Raw genomic sequence first — 20,172 nt, forward strand, 5'->3', positions numbered from 1 at the left:
GTCAGATCGTCCGTTCCGGCCGCCGGGGCGCGGCCTGTGTCCTGTACGGCGCGAGGGCGCCGGCAAGCCAGCGCTCGCCCTCCTCGGTCCCGAAGTCGACGGAGGGGGCGCCCGTCTCTTCGAGGACCGGCCCCCCGGTCCGGTCCTCGAACAGGACGGCGACCCGCTCGGCGGGCTCGCGTTTCGACGGCCAGACGAAGCCCTGCGCCCAGGGTTCGGTACGGCGGCGTATCCAGTGACCCCAGTCGCGGGTCTGCGGGTAGTCGGCGCCCTCGGTGTGCACCAGCCAGGTGTCCTGGGCCACCGCCGCGAGGTCCGCGCCGGACATCAGCGACACGACCTCGACGTCGACGGCCAGCCGCAGGAACGACAGACTGCGCCGCTCGAACGCGACCCGCGGCAGCAGCCGGGGCCCGCCGTCACCGTCGAAGGGCAGTGAACGGAGCAGCACTTCACTCACGGCCGCGCCGACGCCGAAGCCGACGTAGAGGTAGCCGTAGGGGTCGTACGGGGTGCTGTCGAACCGGCCGCCGTAGTAGAAGGGGTGCGAGGGACGGGTGTTGTACGCCGTCGGCGCGCGGTGGGTGGAGTGCACCCGGTAGACGGGCGTACCGGCGCGCAGGACGGCGCGGGTGGGTTCGCCGGGCAGCTTCTCGGGAGGCGGGTACTTGCCCATCGGCTACTCCCCCGTCCCGTCGGCGGCCGCCAACGCCTCGGCGGCACCCAGCAGTTCGGCGTCCCGGCCGCGGCCCAGGAGGTCGGCCGGGGTGCCGTCCCACCACGTCGTGCGCGACAGCCACCAGTCGGCCGCGCCCCAGGGGTCGGTGTCGGCGCACACCACCGTGTTGACCTCCGGCACGATCCGCCACGGCATGGTCCCGGCCTCGAACTGAAAGCGCGGGAGGCGTCCGACGCCGTCCTCGCCGGACAGCACGATCAGCCGCGGGTCCGCCTCCGGCCACCAGTCCGACATGGGCTGCGCGAGCAGGCGTTCGCGTACGGGGCCGAGGAGGGGGCCGACCATAGGGTTCCGGTCGAGCACGAGCAGGCACAGGTCACCGGCGGCGAACCCCTCGACCTGCACGGCGGCGGGCGCATCCCCCGCGAACCGTCCCGGGTCACCGTCCTGACGCAGCCGCGCCGCCTCCGGGGCGGGCAGGGCGTCGAGCAGGGTCCGGGCCGCCCGCTCGGCGACGGGCTCCTGATCGGCCCCGGCGGCCCGCAGTTCGGCGAGCCGGTCCCCGAGGGCCCGGCGAGCACGTGGATCGAGCATCCGCGACAGCCGACCGTAGTCCGCGGCGAACCCGGCGAGCACCAGAAAGGGATTCACGCGGCTCCGGCCTCCCTTGCGGGCAGGGGGGAGGGGTTGCCGGGCGCTGACACGCGGGAGAACCGTCCCGGCACCGGCATGCGCGCGGGCTGACGGGCCCTCGTCACACGGAGGGGCTGGCGGGCCGCCGTCACGCATAGAGGTCGGTGAGCCGTCGGGGGTTCGACCGGCGCCGGTAAGGGCTTCATCCGCATGTGTTCTCTCCTGTCGAATCCGGTGCGTGGAGCGGCTGTTGTGCGACCCCGAGCACATCCGCGACCAGGTCGGCGAGCAGGGGTCTGCGGACGAGGAGATGCAGCGAGCGGTCGGCGGCGGGGTCGGCGGCCAGCGCGGACCACAGGGCGCTCACGCTGGTCTGCGCGGGCAGTCCGCCGCGCCCCGCGCCCAGCAGGGGGAAGCAGATCGAGCGCAACGGCGGTACGAAGGCGGCGCGTTCCTCGTCCATCAGCGCCAGTGCGCGGGCCGCGGCCGCGGCGACGTCCTGCGGGGTGACGTCGTAGTCGTTGGTCCCGGGCCGGGGCACGGTGACGGCCGCGTGATAGATACGGCGAACCCCGCGCGCCGCGAGGGCACCCGGCCCGGTCGGCGCGACCGTCCCGGCGAGCACGGGGCGCCCCGAGACGCCGTTCTCCCGTCGCCAGCGCGCCAGTTCCTCGTGCACCGGGTCCCCGGTCACGTCGCCCCGCGCGTCCCGCACGGCACCGGCGCGACGCAGCGCGGCCGGCACGGAGGCCTTGAACATCTCCGGCAGGGCGAGGTGGGTGTTGGCCGGCGAGACGATCACGTCCACGTTCCGGACGAGTTCGACGGGGTGGACGTGCAGCGTCACACCGACCGCTCCGACACGCAGGGCGCGATGCTGCAAGTGCGGTGCGAGCAGGGCGGGTCCGGGTCCGGGGAGGCCTCGCACGCCGGTGCCGGCGAGCCAGCAGACCTGCTCGGCGACCTGGCCGAGGACCATCTCCTCCTGGCTCTTGCGGAACCGTTCGACGCTGACGCTGTACGCCCGTGCGGCAAGCCTGCGCCGGTCCGCCGCGGGGCGGTCGCGCAGTCCCGGTGCCAGACCGAGCGTGAACTCGGCCGCCACCTGCAACGGGCCACCGCCGAGCCGGGTCACCGCGGCCCGCAGCAGGTTCTCCACCTCGACGGGCCAGGCGTCCGTGACCGCGCCGGAGTGCGGGGCGGCCGCCCGCCGCAACGACGGGAGGTCGAGGTCACGAATGCGGACCAGGCCCTCCACCCGGACCAACTTCACCTCCCTGAGGACCGACGCGACGTCGAACTCCGCAGCACCAGGGGCCATGACCCCCATGATCGTGCGCGCGCCACGGCGGCCACAAGTGCCGACCACAAGTGCGGTACGACACCCACGCTAACGAGCCGCGGGACGGCGGAGGTCGCGCTGACGGGTCGTCACTCGGTCGAGACCGGGGCGGAGTCGGGTCGGGACCGGCGCGGAACGGAGGCGGGCCCGGGGGCCGACCATCGGCGGTTCAACCACCGGCCTTCGCGCGGGGCGCCCGCTCAGCCCCACGGCAACCAAGCCCGGACCTCGAACCCCCCATCCCCCTCCGGCACATGCTCCAGTCGCCCGCCGGCCAGCGTCGCCCGCTCGGCCAGTCCGATGAGCCCCTGTCCGGAGCCCGGTACGGGGGTCACCTCGCCCTCGGGTGGCGGGTTGCGGACCGTCACGCTCAGCCCGTCGCCGGGGGCTCCCTGGACGGAGACGGTGACCTCCGCGCCGGGGGCGTGTTTACGGGCGTTGGTCAGGCCCTCCTGGGCGATGCGGTAGGCGGTGCGGCCGACGGAGGCGGGGACGGCGGCGGCGTCGGTGACGCGGATGTCGAGGACGACCTTCATGCCCGCCTCGCGGGACTCGGCGACCAGCGCGTCCAGCGCGGCGAGGGTCGGCTGCGGGCGGCCGGTGTCGTCGTGTTCGCCGGCCCGCAGGACGCCGATGATCTCGCGCAGGTCCTGGAGCGCCTCGTGCGCGCTCTCACGGATGACGCCGGCCGCGCGGGTGATCTCCGCCGGGGGCGCGTCGGGCCGGAACTCCAGCGCGCCCGCGTGCACGCTGAGCAGGGTCAGGCGGTGGGCGAGGACGTCGTGCATCTCGCGCGCGATGGCCTCACGGGCGAGCTGCTGGGCCTGCTCGGCCCGCAGCCGGGCCTCCGTCTCGGCGCGCCGGGCACGGTCCTGGAAGCTCACCATCAGTTGCCGCTTGGAGCGGACGACCATGCCGCAGGCGATCACGACCACGGTCAGCAGCACGAAGATGATGACCGTGGCCAGGTACGGCAGGTCAGGATCGGGGCGCATCCAGAAGTAGAACGGGATGAGCACGAGGTTGACGCCGCCCACCCAGGCCACGTACCGGAAGGGCCGGTGCACGGCGAGGGTGAACAGGGCGATCATGCAGGCGCCGCCCGCCGTGTCGGAGATGATCCCGACCGGGAGGGTCGCGACGGCCAGCCCGAACGGCCAGCGGCGGCGCAGCCACACCGCGCCGCAGGCGACCGCGCCGATCAGCTGGTCGAGGTGGGCGACGTTGTCCGAGACATGCGGGTTGTTCGTCACCGCGTCCGCGCCGACCAGGCCGAGCCCCACCGCCACCAGGAAGCAGCTGAAGTCGACGAGCCAGTCGCGCGCGGTGCGCCGGGGCCGGCGTCCGGGACGCTCACCGTCCGGGTCGAGTTCCTTCAGGACGGCCGAGGGCAGCAGCCAGCGCCGCCCGGTGAACGCCCGGGGCACCGATGCCGCCTTCTCACCTCTCACGGTCGACAAATCTACGCACGGACGGCCCGCGTCAGCCGCGTACGGCGGCGATCCGCGACCAAAGTCGGCGCAGCGGCTACTTTCGGCGCGCTCGGCCGGACCGGGCCGGAAACTTCCGTCGCACACGCCGCGCCCCGCGGCCGATGTGCGTGGGGGGATCACCCGGCGAGCGTGTTGCCATGAAGCAACTGCTGGAACTGTTCGGCTTTATCGCCCTGGTGCAGGGCGTCGCCGGTCTGCTGCACGAGTTCACCGACCTGCACTGGGGGCTCGTCCAGAAGATCGGCTTCCTGGACGGCTACGAGCTCTATGCGAGCATCACGCTGCTCGCGCTGTCGATCGCACTGTTCGCCGCCGCGGAGAGCCAAAAGTCCGACTGAACACGGACCAACTTCGTCAGGGGGCAGCACGCCGGGTGGTGGGGGGTCAGGCGGTGGGGTTCGGGCCGAGGGCGATGTCGAGGAGGGCGCCGAGCTGCTCGAGCTGGTCGGGGGTGAGGGCGCTGAACGAGCTCGCTGTGATGGCGTCGAGCGCGGTCTGACCCTCGGCCAGCAGCCGTGCGCCCTCCTCGGTGAGCCGGTGGCGGACGGCGCGCCCGCGGCCCGGTACCCGCTCGATCAGGCCGCGCTCGGCCATGCGGGCGGCCAGCGATCCGAAGGACTGGTCGGTCTGGAAGGTCAGCACGGCCAGGTCGTGCAGCGAGGCGTCGGGGTTGGCGTGCAGGTGCCGCAGGGTGTCCCACTGGACCAGCGACAGGCCGAGCGGCGCCAGCGCCCGGTTGGCGGCGCGTTGGTGCCGGTGCTGCAGACGCTTGACGGCCAGGCCGACTTCGGAGGGTTCGCGCATGGCCCAAGTCTACGTCCAATGCAAGGTTGCTTAGATACGAGACCTGATCTAAGGTTCTTTATATAAGCAAGCTGATTCACAGGAGATGAAGACGATGAGCGCCCCCGTTCCGGCCGGTTCCCTCCGGCCCACCCGCACCTCCGGCCACACCGTCGCGTCCCCCGCCGGACCGGTCGAGATGACCGTCCAGGACCGCGACCGCACCCGCCCCTTCCTGCTCCTGCACGGAGGCGGCGGCATGCCCACCATGGCCGGCTTCGCCGACCTCCTCGCCGAGCGCGCCCACACCCGGGTGCTGCTGCCGACCCACCCCGGTTTCGGCGGCACCCCGAGGGCCGACGGCCTCACCGACGTCACCGCGCTGGCCCGCGCATACGTCGCACTGCTGGAGGAGCTCGACCTCGCCGACGTCACCGTCGTCGGCAACTCCTTCGGCGGCTGGCTCGCCGCCGAGATCGCCCTTCAGGAGAGCCCGCGCGTCAGCGGCGCCGTCATCGTCGACGGCATCGGCATCGAGGTGGACGGCCACCCCATCACCAACCTCGCCGGCATGACACCGCAGCAGATCAGCACCCACTCCTTCCACGACCCGCGCAAGGCACCCGTTCCGCCCGCCGGCCAGGCCGGACCGAGCCCCGACCTCCAGGCCCTGATCGGCTACACGGGCCCCGCCATGTCCGACCCGACGCTCACCCGCCGACTGGCCGGCCTGCACCTGCCCGTCCACGTCATCTGGGGCGAGAGCGACGGCATCGTCACCCCCGACTACGGCCGCGCCTACGCCGCCGCCATCCCCGGTGCCGTCTTCACCCTGCTGCCCCGCACCGGCCACCTCCCGCAGCTGGAGACCCCCGAAGAACTCCTCGGCGCCATCCTCGGCCTCGACCTCGGCGCCTGACCCGCGCGGACAATCGGCCCCCAAGAGCGGGAGAACCATGAACGCCTCCCTTGCCGTCACCCGGATCGGGCACGCCTGCCAGACCGACCCGGACCCCCGCCACTACGCCGACGCCGTCACCCGCCTCGCCCCCGACATCGAGGTCCGCATCGCCCCCACCGGCGAGCGCGTGCAGGTCCCGTAAGCGCCGACGAGCAGCACAGGCCGCAGCATCGTCGAGGCCCCACGCCGCACCGGCTGACCGGACCCCGGTCCGTGAGCACGCCGCCCCGGAAGCACCGGTCGACCGGCCGACTCGGCAGGACGCGTCCCCGCGGGGTCAACCTGTCGCCCGGCGCCCCCACGCCGTCCCCACGAGTACCAGCGCGCCGCCCGCCAGACCGAGCGCGCCGAGCCGTTCCCCGCCGAGCGCGATGCCGGCCAGGGCGGCCCACAACGGCTCGGTGCCGAGCAGCAGGCTGACCCGGGACGGGGAGGTGCGGCGTACGGCCCACATCTGCACGAAGAAGGCGAACAACGTGCAGCACACGGACAGGAACAGCAGGCCCGCCCACTCGCGCGGCCCGAAGTCCGCGGCCGCTTCCCACGGCGTGACGTCGGCGCCCGTCGCCAGGAGCGCGAACACCGCTACGGCGGCGCCGAGTTGGACCGTGGTCAGGGAGAGCGCGTCGGCGCCCTGGACGGCCTTGACGCGGGACATGGCCAGGACGTGGACGGTACGGGCGAGGGCCGCGAGCAGCATGAGCAGGTCACCGAGGGAGGGCCGGGTGACGCCGCCGCCCTGGGTGAGCAGGACGACCCCGAGCACCGAGAGGGCGGCGGCGCCGAGGAAGGCCCGTGAGGGGCGGGTACGGGTCACCGCGGCCTCGGCGAGCGGGGTGAAGATCATGGTGAGGCTGATGATGAGTCCCGCGTTGGTCGCCGAGGTGTGGACGACGCCGTAGGTCTCCAGGAGGAAGATCCCGCTGAGGATCAGTCCGAGCAGTCCGGCCCCGCGCCACTGGGCGGCGGTCAGGGCGCGCAGTGAGCGCCATCCCGCGGTGACCAGGACCGGCAGGACGATCGCGAAGCGCAGGACCAGGACGGCGATCACCGTCCGCGCGGTGGTGATGTCCTTGGCGGCGAGATAGCTGGCGCCCCACACGACCGCCACGGCCAGGACGGGCAGGTCGGTCAGCCAGGTGCGGCGGGGCGCGAGGGTGCCCGGTACGGCGATCGAGGACATCTGGGCGGCTCTCCCGGTCTCCATCGGTGAGGTGGAGACGTCGGCGGCTCGCACGCGGAGCGATCACCGTACCGGTGTGGCCGCGTTTCGACTAGGAGTCGCCGGGGAGCCCGCACGTCCCGTACTCCGGCCGTCCGGCCAGGTCGTACGTCTGGATGGGGACGTCCGTGGAGGCGATGCAACCAGCCCGGTGCCGAACGCGGTCGGCAGAGCGTCCTCGGTTCCGCTCCGGTGAACTCGGTGTCCGTTCGCCGCCAGCGCGTGCCCGCGCGGGCCGCTGGGATGGACCCATGACAAAGACTCTGAACGGCAAGGTGGCCCTGGTGACCGGCGGCAGCCGCGGCATCGGGGCGGCGACGGTCCTGCGGCTCGCCCGGGAGGGCGCGGACGTGGCGCTGACCTACGTGAACGACAAGGAGGGGGCCGCGCACGTCGTGCGGGCCGTGGAGGCGCTGGGGCGCCGGGCGGTGGCCCTGCGGGCGGACTCCGCGGACGCGGCGGAGGCGGCCGGGGCGGTGGAGCGGACGGTCGAGGCGCTCGGTGGCCTCGACGTGCTGGTGAACAACGCGGCCGTGGGAGTGGTGGGGCCGTTGGAGGGCCTGTCGCTCGCGGAGGTGGACCGGGTGCTCGCCGTCAACGTGCGGGGCGTGTTCCTGGCCTCGCAGGCCGCTGCCGCGCGACTGGGAACGGGCGGGCGGATCATCACGGTCGGGTCCTGCATGACCCAGCGCGTCCCGGGGCCCGGCGGCAGTCTGTACGCCATGAGCAAGTCCGCGCTGATCGGCCTGACGAAGGCTCTGGCGAGGGAGCTGGGCGGGCGCGGTATCACCGCGAACATCGTCCACCCCGGCCCGACCGACACCGACATGAACCCGGCCGACGGCCCCTACGCCTCCGACCAGGCGGCGATGACGGCGCTCGGGCGGTTCGGGACGGCCGACGAGGTGGCGGAGATGGTCGCCTACCTGGCGGGGGCGGATTACGTCACGGGGGCGGAGTTGTCGGTGGACGGAGGGCACGCGGCGTGACGCCCGCGGGGAGGGGGGAGCGGCGTGACGCCCCGCGGGGGGGCACGCGGCGTGACGCCCGTGTGATGTTTTCGCCCCGGCCGCCCCTCCCCGTCCCCTCCCTGGGGGCTGCCGCCCCCAGACCCCCGCTTCGGCCCTGAAGAGTGCCTCGTCCTCAAACGCCGGACGGGCTGGGTTTCTCAGCCCGTCCGGCGTTCAACGCTCTGCGCGTGTCAGCCGCCGAGCTCCTGATGCCGCGCCTCCAAGGCTGCCGCGCCGGCCTCCGTCAGGGAGCCGAACAGTCGCAGCCGCGAGATGCCGCCGTCGGGGTAGATGTCCACGCGCGCGTGCGTGCCGACCGCCGGGGCCGGCAGGACGAAGCGGTGGTTGGTGTCGGGCTGGAGGCGGGTGCGCGGGACGATCTCGGTCCATTCGCCGCTCTCGCCGTCCTTGACCGACACCGACGCCCAGCCCGCGCTGTTGCCCTTCAGATAGGCCGTGTCGATCTCGATCGCGCGGATCTGGGACTGGGCCACCAGGCGGTAGCGGATCCAGTCGTTGCCCTGGTCGCGGCGGCGGCGGGTCTCCCAGCCGTCGTCCATCTTGCGGGAGCGGCCCGGCTGGATGGTGTTGGAGGCCGGGGAGTAGAAGAGGTTGGAGGCGTCCTCGGCCCGGCCGCCGTTCTCCAGGGCGACCACGTCGAAGGTGCCGAGCACCTCCAGCCACCTCGGGTCCGGCACGACCTCGCCGTACACGCGCAGTCGGGCGATGCCGCCGTCGGGGTGCTGGTTGACGCGGAGGTGGGTGAAGCGCTGCTCCACCGACACCGCGAAGCCGTTGGCCGCGTGGCCGCCGACCGCGGTGCGCGGGACGAGCGTCGTCCACTTCACGTCGTCGCCCAGCAGTTCCTCCGGCGAGGGGGCGCCCTCGACCGCGGTGGCCTCGACGGACACGGCCTGCGGGTAGTTGCCGCGGAAGTGCGCGGTGTCGACGACGATGCCGCGGATCACGCCCGGGGCACCGAGGCGGACCAACGCCCAGTCGTGGTCCTCGGCGGTCGGCCACGGGTGCTCGGCGGAGACCCCGCGGCGGCGGCGCGTCTCCCAGCCGTCCATGATCTTGCCCTTGTGCCCGAAGTGCTCGGGGTCGAACTCGGCCCGCTCGGGGATCAGCAGGTTCTCGCGCTGGGCGAAGAACTCGTCGTTGGCGGCGATGACCCCGGCCCCGAGCTGCCGGGCGGCGAGGTCGGCGTACTGGGTGAAGGGGAAGTCGGCGGTGCGGTAGTCGGCGTAGGGGTCACCGCCGCCGTAGGGGTTCGCGTCGCCGGTGAAGCTCGAAATCGCCGTCACGGGATAAGTGCCTTTCTGGAGTCGGCCGCCGCGGGTGCGGAGGTCTGGATCAGTGGGCGCGGGTGAGCAGTTGTCCCCTCGGGGCGGTGAACTCACCGTCCACGACGATGCGTTCGCCCCGCAGCCAGGTCGACTTGACGACGCCGTGGAGGGTCTTGCCCGCGTACGCCGTGACGCGGTTGCGGTGCTGGAGCTCGGCCGGGTCGACGGTGAAGGTCTCCTCGGGGTCGAGGATCGCGAAGTCGGCGTCGCGGCCGGCCTCGATGGCGCCCTTCTGGTCCAGGCCGACCAGCTCCGAGGTCCGCGTGGACATCCAGCGGACGACGTCCTCGAGGGAGTGGCCCCGCTTCCGTGCCTGCGTCCACACCGCCGCGAGGCTCAGCTGGAGACCGGAGATGCCGCCCCACGCGGTGGCGAAGTCGTCCGTCTTGAGGTCGGCCGTGGACGGCGAGTGGTCGGTGACCACGCAGTCGATGGTGCCGTCGGCCAGCGCCTGCCACAGCAGGTCCTGGTTGGCGGACTCGCGGATGGGCGGGCAGCACTTGAACTCGCTGGCCCCGTCCGGTACTTCCTCGGCCGTCAATGTCAGGTAGTGCGGGCAGGTCTCGACCGTGATGCGCACGCCCTCGGCCTTCGCCGCCGCGATCAGCGGGAGCGCGTCGCTCGACGACAGGTGCAGCACATGCACACGTGCGTCCAACCGCTTGGCCTGGGCGATGAGTTGGGCGATGGCGGTGTCCTCGGCGTCCCGCGGCCGGGAGGCGAGGAAGTCGGCGTACTTGGGGCCGCCGTGCTGCGGGGCCGCCTGAAGGTGATGCGGGTCCTCGGCGTGCACGATCAGCAGACCGCCGAAGGAGGTGATCTCGGCCAGGGAGCGGGCCAGCCGGTCCTGGTCGAGGTGCGGGAACTCCTCCACGCCGGACGGCGACAGGAACGCCTTGAACCCGAAGACCCCGGCCTCGTGCAGCGGGCGCAGGTCCTTGAGGTTGTCGGGCAGGGCGCCGCCCCAGAAGCCGACGTCGATGTGCGCCTTGTCGGCGGCGACGTCCTGCTTGGTACGGAGGTTGTCGACCGTCGTGGTGGGCGGGAGGGAGTTGAGCGGCATGTCCACGAGGGTGGTGATGCCGCCGGCCGCCGCCGCGCGCGTGGCGGTCCAGAAGCCCTCCCATTCGGTGCGGCCCGGGTCGTTGACGTGCACATGGGTGTCGACCAGGCCGGGCAGGACGACATGGTCGCCCACGTCCTCCAGGCGGGCCCCTTCCGGGACGTCGGCGTCGTGCGGCAGGACCGCCGTGATCTTCCCGGCGGCGACCGCGACCGAGGCCGCGCGCGTCCCTTCCGGAGTGATGACCCGCCTGGAGCGCACCACCAGTTCTACGTCGGACACCCGGACCCCTCTCTGTCGCCGTTGTCACTTCCGGGAAACGGGACGTACGTCCACGTAACGGAATTCAACGTTCTGTTGAAGGAGTCTTCACTCCCGCTTCCGCCCCGTCAAGGGCACACTTCTCCGCAAGGGTTCGGTGCACCACACTCTGGACGTTTCCACAAAGCGGAATTAGAATTCCGGCAGGCAGAACGTAGCTACGTACCAGCGGGGCGTCAACCGACTGGCGGGTAGGCTTCTGCCCCTTCCTGCCACCCCGAAAGGAACGCGCCGTGCCGACGTCCAGCGCCAGCACCACCGACTCCGCCAAGTCCGCCAGCGGCGGGGTCCAGTCCCTCGAGCGCGCCTTCGATCTGCTGGAGCGGATGGCCGACGCGGGTGGCGAGGTCGGCCTCAGCGAGCTCTCCGCGAGCAGCGGGCTGCCGCTGCCCACCATCCACCGTCTGATGCGCACGCTCGTGGTCTGCGGTTACGTCCGCCAGCAGCCCAACCGCCGGTACGCGCTCGGCCCCCGCCTGATCCGCCTCGGCGAGTCGGCGTCCCGGCTGCTGGGCACCTGGGCCCGCCCGTACCTGGCCCGCCTGGTCGAGGAGACCGGCGAGACGGCGAACATGGCCCTGCTCGACGGCGACGAGATCGTGTACGTCGCCCAGGTGCCCTCGAAGCACTCGATGCGCATGTTCACCGAGGTCGGCCGGCGCGTCCTGCCGCACTCCACGGGCGTCGGCAAGGCCCTCCTGGCGAACACCCCGGACCACGAGGTGCGGGCCCTGCTCGCCCGTACCGGCATGCCGGCCGCGACGGAGAAGACGATCACCACTCCGGAGGGCTTCCTCGCGGCCCTGGAGGACGTCCGCCGCGCCGGTTACGCGGTCGACGACAACGAGCAGGAGATCGGCGTCCGCTGCCTCGCGGTGTCGGTGCCCAACTCGCCCACCGCCGCGGCGATCTCGATCTCCGGCCCGGCGGGGCGGGTCACCGAGGCGGCCACGGACAAGATCGTGCCGGTGCTCCAGCAGGTCGCGGGGGAATTGTCCGAGGCGCTGGCCACCCAGAGCCCCGCATGATCGGCTCAGCCCGCCGCCCGGGCCGGTACACCGACCGGCACGGCAGCGTCCAGGAGACCTGGCTCTGCGCGGAGTTCGAGCACCGCGAGGGGGACCACGGCCACCGCGGGCCGTTCCCGTGCCGCGGCCTGCCGGCGACCTAGGCCACGCCTATCGCCGCGGCTCCCCGAACAGCTCCACCGCATCCCGTACGTCCGCCAGCCCGCGCGACAGCGCGCTGACCGAGCCGATGGCCCCGGCGATCAGCAGCAGCGAGCGCCGCAGCCGGGGAACCTCCGGCACCCCCTCGATCGTCATGGCGGCCAGCGCCGCGAGCTCGTCCTCGGCGATCCCGCGGTCGGGGAAGTCCGCCGGGTGCGCGGCGAGTTCGCGGCGCAGGCGGGACACCGCGGTCCGCAGTCCCACCACTCTCGGGTCCTTGTCGCTGCCGGTCACTGGCCTCTGCCCCAAGCTCCGCAACACAGCTCTCCCCCTCCCGGCGCACGCCGGTGTGCGTCGTCGTCATGATCCGTCCTGTGCGCCCCGTGGTGCTGGTCGGGCGCCGGGACGGGGGTCAGTAAACGCCAGCCGGACAGGGCCGCGCCACTGCGAGGACCGAAATTCAGCCCTCGGAAACCGGCCGCTCGCCGGGGCGTCAGGTATGCAGGACGCATGACGGACAACGCACACCAGGTCGCCGGGCTGCTCCTCGCCGCGGGCGGCGGCAGACGGCTCGGCGGGCGCCCCAAGGCGTTGCTCGAGCATCGCGGCAGGCCACTGATCGAAAACGCGGTGGGCGTCCTGCGCGCGGCCGGGTGCACGCGCGTGCACGTGGTGCTGGGCGCGCGGGCCGACGTCGTACGTGAGCGGGCGCGACTGGAGGGCTGTGTGCTGGTGGACAACCCCGCGTGGGAGCAGGGGATGGGCAGTTCGCTTCGAGCCGGTCTCGACTCGCTCTCCGGCACGGGGGCGCGGGCCGCGCTGGTCTCGCTCGTGGACCAGCCCGGGATCGGGGCGCAGGCGTACGCGCGCGTGCTCGGCGCCTACACGTCCCCGGACTGTCTGGTGTCGGCGGCCTACGACGGCGTACGCGGGCATCCGGTGCTCTTCGGCTCCGCGCACTGGGCGGGCGTCGCGGCGACTGCCACCGGGGACCGGGGGGCACGCGCGTACCTGAAGGAGCACGCGGACCGGATCACCCTCGTCGAGTGCGGGGACGTGGCCCGGCCGTACGACATCGACACCGTCGAGGATCTGCACCACCTTGAGTGAACGGGGTGGCACTCAGCGCCACGTTGCCTCGACCCGGAGAATCTCGATATCAACAAACCATTGAACTTCCACGATGAGGAAACTAGTATCCACTGATCAGAAGCGCCCTCCCGCTCCAGGGGCGCTGCTCGCCGTACCCGGTTCGACTGGCACCCGGTGCCACGCTCGCTGAAGGAAGTGACAGCTCATGTCCGCACCAGCGCCGTCCCCGCTGGCCATCGTCGACGCCGAGCCCCTGCCCCGGCAGGAGGAGGTGCTCACCGACGCGGCCCTCGCCTTCGTGGCCGAGCTGCACCGCCGGTTCACGCCACGGCGTGACGAGCTCCTCGCCCGCCGCGCGGAGCGCCGCGCCGAGATCGCCCGCACCTGCACGCTGGACTTCCTCCCGGAGACCGCCGCGATCCGCGCGGACGACTCCTGGAAGGTCGCCCCCTCCCCCGCGGCCCTGGACGACCGCCGCGTCGAGATCACCGGTCCCACCGACCGCAAGATGACCATCAACGCCCTCAACTCGGGCGCCAAGGTCTGGCTCGCGGACTTCGAGGACGCCTCGGCGCCCACCTGGGAGAACGTCGTCCTCGGCCAGGTCAACCTGGTCGACGCCTACACCAGGAACATCGACTTCACCGACGAGAGGTCCGGCAAGTCGTACGCCCTGCGCCCGAACGAGGAGCTGGCGACCGTCGTCATGCGCCCGCGCGGCTGGCACCTGAACGAGCGCCACCTCGTCGACGCCGACGGCAACGCGGTCCCCGGCGCCCTCGTCGACTTCGGCCTGTACTTCTTCCACAACGCCCAGCGGCTGCTCGACCTCGGCAAGGGCCCCTACTTCTACCTGCCGAAGACCGAGTCGCACCTCGAAGCCCGCCTGTGGAACGAGGTGTTCGTCTTCGCACAGGACCACCTCGGCATCCCGCAGGGCACCATCCGCGCCACCGTCCTGATCGAGACGATCACGGCGGCGTACGAGATGGAGGAGATCCTCTACGAACTTCGCGACCACGCCTCCGGGTTGAACGCCGGACGCTGGGACTACCTGTTCTCCATCGTCAAGAACTTCCGTGACGGCGGCGCCAGGTTCGTCCTGCCGGACCGCAACCTGGTGACGATGACGGCCCCGTTCATGCGGGCGTACACCGAACTCCTCGTGCGCACCTGCCACAAGCGCGGCGCGCACGCGATCGGCGGCATGGCGGCGTTCATCCCCTCGCGCCGGGACGCCGAGGTCAACAAGGTCGCCTTCGAGAAGGTCCGGGCCGACAAGGACCGCGAGGCCGGTGACGGCTTCGACGGCTCCTGGGTCGCCCACCCCGACCTGGTCCCGATCGCCATGGAGTCCTTCGACAAGGTCCTCGGCGACAGGCCGAACCAGAAGGACCGCCTGCGCGAGGACGTCCACGTCGAGGCGGCCGATCTGATCGCCATCGACTCCCTGGACGCCAAGCCGTCGTACAACGGGCTGGTCAACGCCGTCCAGGTCGGCATCCGTTACATCGAGGCCTGGCTGCGCGGGCTCGGCGCGGTCGCCATCTTCAACCTGATGGAGGACGCGGCCACCGCCGAGATCTCCCGCTCCCAGATCTGGCAGTGGATCAACGCGGGCGTGGAGTTCGAGAACGGCGAGAAGGCCACGCCCGAGCTGGCCCGCAAGGTCGCCGCGGAGGAGCTCGCGAGCATCCGCGCGGAGCTCGGCGAGGAGGCCTTCGCCGCCGGCCACTGGCAGCAGGCCCACGACCTGCTCCTGGAGGTCTCCCTCGACGACGACTACGCGGACTTCCTCACCCTGCCGGCGTACGAGCAGCTCAAGGGCTGACGTCCCCCTTCGGGAGCCGTTCCGAGTGGCCCAGGGTCTTTCCCGGGGCCACTCGGTCGCGTACGGCCTTCTTGACCGCCGTGGGCTCCGGGAAGCCGTTCTCGCGGCGGTCCCACACGACCTGGTCGCCCACCCGCACCACGAACACCCCGCCGGTGCCGGGCTTGAGCGCCAGCTCGTCGAGTTCCGCCTCGAACGTGGTGAGCAGCTCCTGCGCCAGCCAGGCCGCGCGCGGCAGCCAGCGGCACTGTGTGCAGTACTCGATCTCGACACGGCCACTCATCCGAGGTGCACCGACCAATCCTGTTCGGCCGCGGGCTTGCCGTGCAGGTCGGGGACCTGCTGGAGCCACGCGGGGCGTCCTTGGCGGCTCCTCGCCGCCCGCCGGGTCTCCTCCGCGGCGAGTTCCTCCCGGGCCGGGAAGTCGGTGGGCAGCCACGCCTCGGAGGCCTCCACGCGCGCGTGCAGGTACCTCACGTAGGCCTCGCGGGCCTCGTCGGGCGTGGCGAAGTCGGACTCCGCCGCCAGCCAGGCGTCAGGGACCGCGGCGACGATCCCGCGCAGCAGTTCGGGGGTGACCTTCGGCGCCAGTTCGGCGTCGGCCGCCGCGACGTCGGGGGCGTAGTGGCCGAGGGCGTGGTGGCGGAAGTCGTAGCGCTTGGCGGGGTCCGAGCCGTCCCAGCGGTGGTGGAAGACCAGCGCCGCGCCGTGGTCGATCAGCCACAGGCGCGCGGGGGCCACGCCCAGGGTCGGCCAGACCATGAGGTTGGAGCTGTGGACCGTACGGTCCACGTTCACCGTGAGCGCGTCGAGCCAGACGATCCGGCCCGCTTCCAGCGGGTCGACCCGGAAGGTCTTCGCGACCTCCGGGGTGAAGTCGGCGGCGCCCGGCAGGTAGTCCATGCCGAGGTTGGTCCCGGCGCTGGCGCCGTGGAGGTCCCGCACCTCCTGGTGGGGCTCGCTGTCCGCGATCGCCGGGTCGAAGTCCACCAGCACCAGCTCGGGGAAGCGCAGTCCGAGCGCCCGGGCCAGCTCACCGACGATCACCTCGGCGACCAGCGCCTTGCGGCCCTGGGCGGAGCCGGTGAACTTCACGACATAGGTCCCGAGGTCGTCGGCCTCGACGACGCCGGGGACGGAGCCGCCGGAGCGCAGGGGTTCGACGTAACGGGTCGCTGTGACCTTTCTCAACATGTCCTCAGGCCACCCGCCTCTTCAGCCGTGCGATCCACGGTCGACGTCGGGGCCCACACAGCGGGCATGGCCCGTCAGTGGCCCTGGGGAGAATCTGGGGAGTTTCGACGAGCATGCGGATCTCCCTGCCTCCCCCAGCGGTCCGTCGACGGCCGTCCGCCCCTTGCTTCAGGCCTCCGGCATGAAGTGAGCATAAACCGAGGATGATCGCCGGCGAGGAGCGCCCGGGCCACCCCCAGGCGCCCTGCCCCGGCGTCACCCCGATCCCCGATCCCGTCACGGCCGACTCCATGATCACCGCACCCACTGGGTCGGTAAGACGGCGGTTCGGCCTCCGTGGAAGCCGTATCGCCCGCATCGCCCGTACCCTTCGTGGTACCCACGGCGTCACATAGCGGGCGCCACACCACTGGAGGCAACACCACGTGCTGATCGCTCAGCGTCCCTCGTTGACCGAAGAGGTCGTCGACGAGTTCCGGTCCCGGTTCGTGATCGAGCCGCTGGAGCCGGGCTTCGGCTACACCCTCGGCAACTCCCTTCGCCGGACCCTCCTGTCCTCGATCCCGGGTGCGGCGGTCACGTCCATCCGTATCGACGGCGTGCTGCACGAGTTCACCACCGTGCCGGGCGTCAAGGAGGACATCACCGACGTGATCCTCAACATCAAGCAGCTGGTCGTGTCGTCCGAGCACGACGAGCCTGTGGTGATGTACCTGCGCAAGCAGGGCCCGGGGCTGGTCACCGCCGCCGACATCGCGCCCCCGGCCGGTGTCGAGGTGCACAACCCCGACCTCGTCCTCGCCACGCTCAACGGCAAGGGCAAGCTGGAGATGGAGCTGACGGTCGAGCGCGGCCGCGGTTACGTCTCCGCCGTGCAGAACAAGCAGGTGGGCCAGGAGATCGGCCGTATCCCGGTCGACTCCATCTACAGCCCCGTGCTCAAGGTCACCTACAAGGTCGAGGCGACCCGTGTCGAGCAGCGGACCGACTTCGACAAGCTGATCGTCGACGTCGAGACCAAGCAGGCCATGCGTCCCCGTGACGCCATGGCGTCGGCCGGCAAGACGCTGGTCGAGCTGTTCGGTCTCGCCCGCGAGCTGAACATCGACGCCGAGGGCATCGACATGGGCCCGTCCCCCACGGACGCCGCCCTCGCCGCTGACCTCGCGCTGCCGATCGAGGAGCTTGAGCTCACCGTCCGGTCGTACAACTGCCTCAAGCGGGAGGGCGTCCACTCCGTGAGCGAGCTCCTGGCGCGCTCCGAGGCCGACCTCATGGACATCCGCAACTTCGGTGCGAAGTCCATCGACGAGGTCAAGGCGAAGCTGGCCGGCCTGGGCCTGGGACTCAAGGACAGCCCGCCCGGATTCGCCCCCACGGCCGCCGCCGAAGCCTTCGGCGCCGACGACGACGCGGACGCGGGCTTCGTGGAGACCGAGCAGTACTGACCGCCGCGCCGGTCGTAGCGGCACCTCGCGGACGGGGAGAGGACTCCACGCTCTGTTCGCCGCGTGGTGCCACGAGGCCGTGCCACCCGCCACCGTCCCGCCTTCGGCTGACCCGGCACGGGTGCCGGGTTCCGTCGCACCTCGGTGCTGGATGGTGGCCCGGGGCACGAAGGGTGAGACCATCCGCGTCATGGATGATGCAGACGGTCGCACGACTCGGTGGTGGGTGGCGTTGCGCCGGACGCCGATGACCGTCTGGAACGACGACGTCACGGACTGGGCCGCCGCGCTGACCTACTACGCGGTTCTGGCCCTGTTCCCGTTGCTGCTGGTGATCCTCTCGATCCTGGGTCTCACCATGCCCACAGCCGAGCCGGACGTCATCAACCGCCTGACACAGGCGGCCCCGGCCGAGTCCCGTGCCCTGCTGCGCAGCACCCTGCGGCAGATGGTCGGCCAGCCGACGGCGGCGTGGACGCTGGTCTTCGCCGGAGGGGCGGGGGCTCTGTGGTCGGGATGCAGCTATCTGAGCGTCTTCCGCCGGGCGTTGTACTCCATGCATCGGATCAGCGCGGACCGGCCGGTCTGGCGTACCGCTCCGCGCATCATCGCCACGGCACTCGTCCTGAGCTCCCTGCTCCTGACGTCCACCCTCGCGTTGCTGCTCACCGGCGGCCTGGCCCGGCGTCTGGGGCAGGCGCTGAACCTGGGTGACGGGCCCCAGACCACCTGGGACACGCTGCGGTGGCCGGTCGTGGCCGCGGTGGCCGTCCTCCTGGTGCTCGTCCTGTACCGGTCGGGACCGCCGTCCTCCCGCCCCGTCCGGAGGATGGCGCCCGGCGGCACACTGGCGGTGGCGCTCCTGCTGACCGTCTCGCTCGGATTCGCCGTCTACACCTCGCTGGTCGGCACCTACGACCGTCTGTACGGCTCACTGGCAGGCGTCGTGGTGTTCCTGGTCTGGCTGTGGCTCTCCAATCTGTCCCTCCTGATCGGCGCTCAGTTCAACGCGGAGCTGACGAATCCCGCGCACCGCGAATGAGCCGGTCTGCACGTACCTGTGGCTGACCGCCCGTACCCTTGGGCCGCGGGGGCAGTGGCGAGCTCTGGCAACGACATCTGCCGTGCACCTGGCTCGGCGCACGTCCCTCACGTCCCCGGGCCGGAGCCCTGAGCAGCAAGGAGTCAGCGTGACCGTGCACGGGCCTGACGGGGGCGGTGGGGCGACCGCCGGTACTCCCGCGAACGGGGGTGGCCGCGGCGGGGCGATCAGCCTGGCGCAGACTCTGGCCGCAGCGGAGTCCGCGGCGCCCGTGGAGTCGCTCGACGTGGTCGCGGGGATGCTCAAGGAGCGCCTCGGGGCGGCGTCGGTGTCGTTCCTCATCACCGACTTCACCGGTGGCTCGGTCGTCCGGCTGGGGGCGGCGGGCAGCATCGACACCGATGAACCCGCCCGGCGCATCACGCTGCGGGGCACCCTGTACGACGACGTGATCCGCACCCAGCGGCCGAGCGTGGAGGACAAGGGCGAGGGCACGCTGGTGCGGATCGTCGCCCCGGTGACCAACCGCGGGGACGCCATCGGGCTTCTCGAACTGTTCCTGCCCGCGGCGCCGGACGCGGAGGTGATGCGGGAGATCGGTGAGACCGCGCATGCCCTGGCCTACATCGTCATCGCGAACCGGTCCTACACCGACGTGTACCAGTGGGGCCGCCGTACCGCCCCGCTGAGCCTCGCCGCCGAGATCCAGCACCGGCTGCTCCCGGCGTCGCTGGCGTGTGAGGCGGCGCAGTTCGCGGTGGCCGGGGCACTGGAGCCCGCCGACCATGTCGGGGGCGACACCTTCGACTACGTGATCGACCGGGACACGGTCCAGCTCTCCGTCACCGACGCCATGGGGCACGATGTCGACGCCGCGCTGCTGGCGACCCTCCTGGTGGGCGCCCTTCGCCGGGCCCGGCGGGGCGGCGCCGACCTCGCCGAACAGGCCCGGCAGGCCGACCAGGCCATGCGTGACCACGGCCGCCAGAGCTACGTCACCGGCCAGCTCCTGCGCATCAGCCTGACCGACGGCAGGACCGAGTTCATCAACGCCGGCCACCCCTGGCCGCTGCGGATGCGCAACGGCGAGGTGCGGGAGATCACTCCGGAGATCGACATGCCGTTCGGCTTCCAGGTCCCCCACACCTACCGGGTCCAGTCGCTGGACCTTCAGCCGGGCGACCGGCTGGTGATGCTGACCGACGGCATGCTGGAGCGCAACGCCGACAGCATCGATCTGTCCGACCTGATCGTGAGCACCCGCGCCCTGCATCCCCGCGAGGCCGCCCGCACCCTCATCGCGGCGATCATCGACGCCAACCACGGCCACCTCCAGGACGACGCGACCGTCATGTGCCTGGACTGGCACGGCGTCGGGAACTCCGAGCGGAACGCCGACACCGGCGCGGACCTCTCCGACGCCTCCGCCCCGTCGCGGACGGGGCAGACCACTCCCGGGCGATGACCCGACGACCGCGCGGACACCCGGACGAGGGCTAACGGCTCGTGGGCCACGGGTGGCCCGGCCGGACACACGCTG

The 20,172-nt window shown here is 72.0% G+C and carries 22 protein-coding genes; 11 read left to right on the forward strand and 11 right to left on the reverse strand.

Annotated features, from left to right (window positions below; translation table 11 throughout):
- Position 1 precedes the first annotated feature (1 nt).
- The 4 genes from ACZ56U_RS00890 to ACZ56U_RS00905 form a co-directional block, all read right to left on the reverse strand.
- Positions 2 to 676 carry an RES family NAD+ phosphorylase gene (locus ACZ56U_RS00890; RefSeq protein WP_469081871.1) on the reverse strand — a complete coding sequence of 225 codons (675 nt, stop codon included), beginning with the start codon at positions 674 to 676 and terminating at the stop codon, positions 2 to 4.
- A 3-nt stretch (positions 677 to 679) separates the two neighbouring features.
- The gene (locus tag ACZ56U_RS00895) at positions 680 to 1,330 is read right to left on the reverse strand and encodes a hypothetical protein (protein WP_469081872.1); all 651 of its coding nucleotides are present in this window, start codon (positions 1,328 to 1,330) and stop codon (positions 680 to 682) included.
- A 184-nt stretch (positions 1,331 to 1,514) separates the two neighbouring features.
- A complete protein-coding gene (locus tag ACZ56U_RS00900) occupies positions 1,515 to 2,633 on the reverse strand; it encodes a macro domain-containing protein (RefSeq protein WP_469081873.1) in 1,119 nt (372 codons plus the stop codon).
- 221 nt (positions 2,634 to 2,854) lie between these two features.
- Positions 2,855 to 4,114 carry a sensor histidine kinase gene (locus tag ACZ56U_RS00905; protein ID WP_469081874.1) on the reverse strand — a complete coding sequence of 420 codons (1,260 nt, stop codon included), beginning with the start codon at positions 4,112 to 4,114 and terminating at the stop codon, positions 2,855 to 2,857.
- Between the two features lie 170 nt (positions 4,115 to 4,284).
- On the opposite strand from ACZ56U_RS00905, the gene ACZ56U_RS00910 reads away from it, so the two are divergent.
- On the forward strand, positions 4,285 to 4,485 hold the full coding sequence (locus tag ACZ56U_RS00910) for a hypothetical protein (protein WP_469081875.1): 201 nt from the start codon (positions 4,285 to 4,287) through the stop codon (positions 4,483 to 4,485).
- 46 nt (positions 4,486 to 4,531) lie between these two features.
- Here ACZ56U_RS00910 and ACZ56U_RS00915 read toward each other — a convergent pair whose 3' ends face one another.
- Positions 4,532 to 4,951 carry a MarR family winged helix-turn-helix transcriptional regulator gene (locus ACZ56U_RS00915; protein ID WP_469081876.1) on the reverse strand — a complete coding sequence of 140 codons (420 nt, stop codon included), beginning with the start codon at positions 4,949 to 4,951 and terminating at the stop codon, positions 4,532 to 4,534.
- A 94-nt stretch (positions 4,952 to 5,045) separates the two neighbouring features.
- Between ACZ56U_RS00915 and ACZ56U_RS00920 the strand changes: the two genes are divergently transcribed.
- A complete protein-coding gene (locus ACZ56U_RS00920; protein WP_469081877.1) occupies positions 5,046 to 5,849 on the forward strand; it encodes an alpha/beta fold hydrolase in 804 nt (267 codons plus the stop codon).
- A 37-nt stretch (positions 5,850 to 5,886) separates the two neighbouring features.
- Positions 5,887 to 6,033 carry a hypothetical protein gene (locus ACZ56U_RS00925; RefSeq protein WP_469081878.1) on the forward strand — a complete coding sequence of 49 codons (147 nt, stop codon included), beginning with the start codon at positions 5,887 to 5,889 and terminating at the stop codon, positions 6,031 to 6,033.
- A gap of 135 nt (positions 6,034 to 6,168) precedes the next feature.
- Here ACZ56U_RS00925 and ACZ56U_RS00930 read toward each other — a convergent pair whose 3' ends face one another.
- Positions 6,169 to 7,074 (reverse strand): DMT family transporter, encoded by a 906-nt coding sequence (locus ACZ56U_RS00930; protein ID WP_469082270.1) that lies wholly within the window; start codon positions 7,072 to 7,074, stop codon positions 6,169 to 6,171.
- 290 nt (positions 7,075 to 7,364) lie between these two features.
- Between ACZ56U_RS00930 and ACZ56U_RS00935 the strand changes: the two genes are divergently transcribed.
- Positions 7,365 to 8,102, forward strand: a complete 738-nt coding sequence (locus ACZ56U_RS00935; RefSeq protein WP_469081879.1) for an SDR family oxidoreductase — start codon at positions 7,365 to 7,367, stop codon at positions 8,100 to 8,102.
- Between the two features lie 212 nt (positions 8,103 to 8,314).
- Here the strand turns inward: ACZ56U_RS00935 and alc are convergent, their stop codons facing one another.
- Together alc and allB are read right to left on the reverse strand one after the other, a co-directional pair.
- Positions 8,315 to 9,430, reverse strand: coding sequence for an allantoicase (gene alc, locus ACZ56U_RS00940; RefSeq protein ID WP_469081880.1), 1,116 nt, complete (start codon positions 9,428 to 9,430; stop codon positions 8,315 to 8,317).
- A 49-nt stretch (positions 9,431 to 9,479) separates the two neighbouring features.
- A complete protein-coding gene (allB, locus tag ACZ56U_RS00945) occupies positions 9,480 to 10,817 on the reverse strand; it encodes an allantoinase AllB (protein ID WP_469081881.1) in 1,338 nt (445 codons plus the stop codon).
- Between the two features lie 272 nt (positions 10,818 to 11,089).
- Between allB and ACZ56U_RS00950 the strand changes: the two genes are divergently transcribed.
- Together ACZ56U_RS00950 and ACZ56U_RS00955 are read left to right on the forward strand one after the other, a co-directional pair.
- A complete protein-coding gene (locus tag ACZ56U_RS00950; protein ID WP_398834076.1) occupies positions 11,090 to 11,884 on the forward strand; it encodes an IclR family transcriptional regulator in 795 nt (264 codons plus the stop codon).
- Positions 11,881 to 12,027 (forward strand): hypothetical protein, encoded by a 147-nt coding sequence (locus tag ACZ56U_RS00955; RefSeq protein ID WP_469081882.1) that lies wholly within the window; start codon positions 11,881 to 11,883, stop codon positions 12,025 to 12,027. The genes ACZ56U_RS00950 and ACZ56U_RS00955 overlap by 4 nt, the downstream gene beginning before the upstream one ends.
- A gap of 7 nt (positions 12,028 to 12,034) precedes the next feature.
- On the opposite strand, the gene ACZ56U_RS00960 is transcribed toward ACZ56U_RS00955, so the two are convergent.
- Complete coding sequence (locus tag ACZ56U_RS00960; protein WP_469081883.1) at positions 12,035 to 12,319, reverse strand: DUF5955 family protein; 285 nt, start codon at positions 12,317 to 12,319, stop codon at positions 12,035 to 12,037.
- Positions 12,320 to 12,535: 216 nt separating this feature from the next.
- Between ACZ56U_RS00960 and ACZ56U_RS00965 the strand changes: the two genes are divergently transcribed.
- Positions 12,536 to 13,135: a nucleotidyltransferase family protein gene (locus ACZ56U_RS00965; RefSeq protein WP_469081884.1), complete on the forward strand. Its 600-nt coding sequence runs from the start codon at positions 12,536 to 12,538 to the stop codon at positions 13,133 to 13,135.
- Positions 13,136 to 13,322: 187 nt separating this feature from the next.
- Positions 13,323 to 14,948, forward strand: a complete 1,626-nt coding sequence (gene aceB / locus ACZ56U_RS00970) for a malate synthase A (RefSeq protein ID WP_469081885.1) — start codon at positions 13,323 to 13,325, stop codon at positions 14,946 to 14,948.
- Here the strand turns inward: aceB and ACZ56U_RS00975 are convergent.
- On the reverse strand, positions 14,938 to 15,231 hold the full coding sequence (locus ACZ56U_RS00975) for an Rdx family protein (RefSeq protein WP_469081886.1): 294 nt from the start codon (positions 15,229 to 15,231) through the stop codon (positions 14,938 to 14,940). The genes aceB and ACZ56U_RS00975 overlap by 11 nt on opposite strands.
- Positions 15,228 to 16,142: a HipA family kinase gene (locus tag ACZ56U_RS00980; protein ID WP_469081887.1), complete on the reverse strand. Its 915-nt coding sequence runs from the start codon at positions 16,140 to 16,142 to the stop codon at positions 15,228 to 15,230. Before ACZ56U_RS00980 ends, ACZ56U_RS00975 begins: the two co-directional genes overlap by 4 nt.
- Positions 16,143 to 16,567: 425 nt before the next feature.
- Here ACZ56U_RS00980 and ACZ56U_RS00985 point away from each other — a divergent pair, with 425 nt between their 5' ends.
- The 3 genes from ACZ56U_RS00985 (at position 16,568) to ACZ56U_RS00995 (ending at position 20,097) form a co-directional block, all read left to right on the forward strand.
- Positions 16,568 to 17,590, forward strand: a complete 1,023-nt coding sequence (locus tag ACZ56U_RS00985; protein WP_469081888.1) for a DNA-directed RNA polymerase subunit alpha — start codon at positions 16,568 to 16,570, stop codon at positions 17,588 to 17,590.
- A 190-nt stretch (positions 17,591 to 17,780) separates the two neighbouring features.
- The gene (locus tag ACZ56U_RS00990; protein ID WP_469081889.1) at positions 17,781 to 18,632 is read left to right on the forward strand and encodes a YihY/virulence factor BrkB family protein; all 852 of its coding nucleotides are present in this window, start codon (positions 17,781 to 17,783) and stop codon (positions 18,630 to 18,632) included.
- Between the two features lie 226 nt (positions 18,633 to 18,858).
- A complete protein-coding gene (locus ACZ56U_RS00995; RefSeq protein ID WP_469082271.1) occupies positions 18,859 to 20,097 on the forward strand; it encodes a PP2C family protein-serine/threonine phosphatase in 1,239 nt (412 codons plus the stop codon).
- Positions 20,098 to 20,172: the final 75 nt, after the last annotated feature.

It is taken from the genome of Streptomyces sp. NPDC034103 (genome assembly GCF_055575395.1).

Excerpts from the sequence above, each read along its gene's own strand:
- ACZ56U_RS00890 (WP_469081871.1), bottom strand. The coding sequence starts at position 676 with ATGGGCAAGTACCCGCCTCCCGAGAAGCTGCCCGGCGAACCCACCCGC.
- ACZ56U_RS00900 (WP_469081873.1), bottom strand. The coding sequence starts at position 2,633 with ATGGCCCCTGGTGCTGCGGAGTTCGACGTCGCGTCGGTCCTCAGGGAG.
- ACZ56U_RS00910 (WP_469081875.1), top strand. The coding sequence starts at position 4,285 with ATGAAGCAACTGCTGGAACTGTTCGGCTTTATCGCCCTGGTGCAGGGC.
- ACZ56U_RS00915 (WP_469081876.1), bottom strand. The coding sequence starts at position 4,951 with ATGCGCGAACCCTCCGAAGTCGGCCTGGCCGTCAAGCGTCTGCAGCAC.
- ACZ56U_RS00920 (WP_469081877.1), top strand. The coding sequence starts at position 5,046 with ATGAGCGCCCCCGTTCCGGCCGGTTCCCTCCGGCCCACCCGCACCTCC.
- ACZ56U_RS00925 (WP_469081878.1), top strand. The coding sequence starts at position 5,887 with ATGAACGCCTCCCTTGCCGTCACCCGGATCGGGCACGCCTGCCAGACC.
- ACZ56U_RS00930 (WP_469082270.1), bottom strand. The coding sequence starts at position 7,074 with ATGTCCTCGATCGCCGTACCGGGCACCCTCGCGCCCCGCCGCACCTGG.
- ACZ56U_RS00935 (WP_469081879.1), top strand. The coding sequence starts at position 7,365 with ATGACAAAGACTCTGAACGGCAAGGTGGCCCTGGTGACCGGCGGCAGC.
- ACZ56U_RS00955 (WP_469081882.1), top strand. The coding sequence starts at position 11,881 with ATGATCGGCTCAGCCCGCCGCCCGGGCCGGTACACCGACCGGCACGGC.
- ACZ56U_RS00965 (WP_469081884.1), top strand. The coding sequence starts at position 12,536 with ATGACGGACAACGCACACCAGGTCGCCGGGCTGCTCCTCGCCGCGGGC.
- aceB (WP_469081885.1), top strand. The coding sequence starts at position 13,323 with ATGTCCGCACCAGCGCCGTCCCCGCTGGCCATCGTCGACGCCGAGCCC.
- ACZ56U_RS00975 (WP_469081886.1), bottom strand. The coding sequence starts at position 15,231 with ATGAGTGGCCGTGTCGAGATCGAGTACTGCACACAGTGCCGCTGGCTG.
- ACZ56U_RS00980 (WP_469081887.1), bottom strand. The coding sequence starts at position 16,142 with ATGTTGAGAAAGGTCACAGCGACCCGTTACGTCGAACCCCTGCGCTCC.
- ACZ56U_RS00990 (WP_469081889.1), top strand. The coding sequence starts at position 17,781 with ATGGATGATGCAGACGGTCGCACGACTCGGTGGTGGGTGGCGTTGCGC.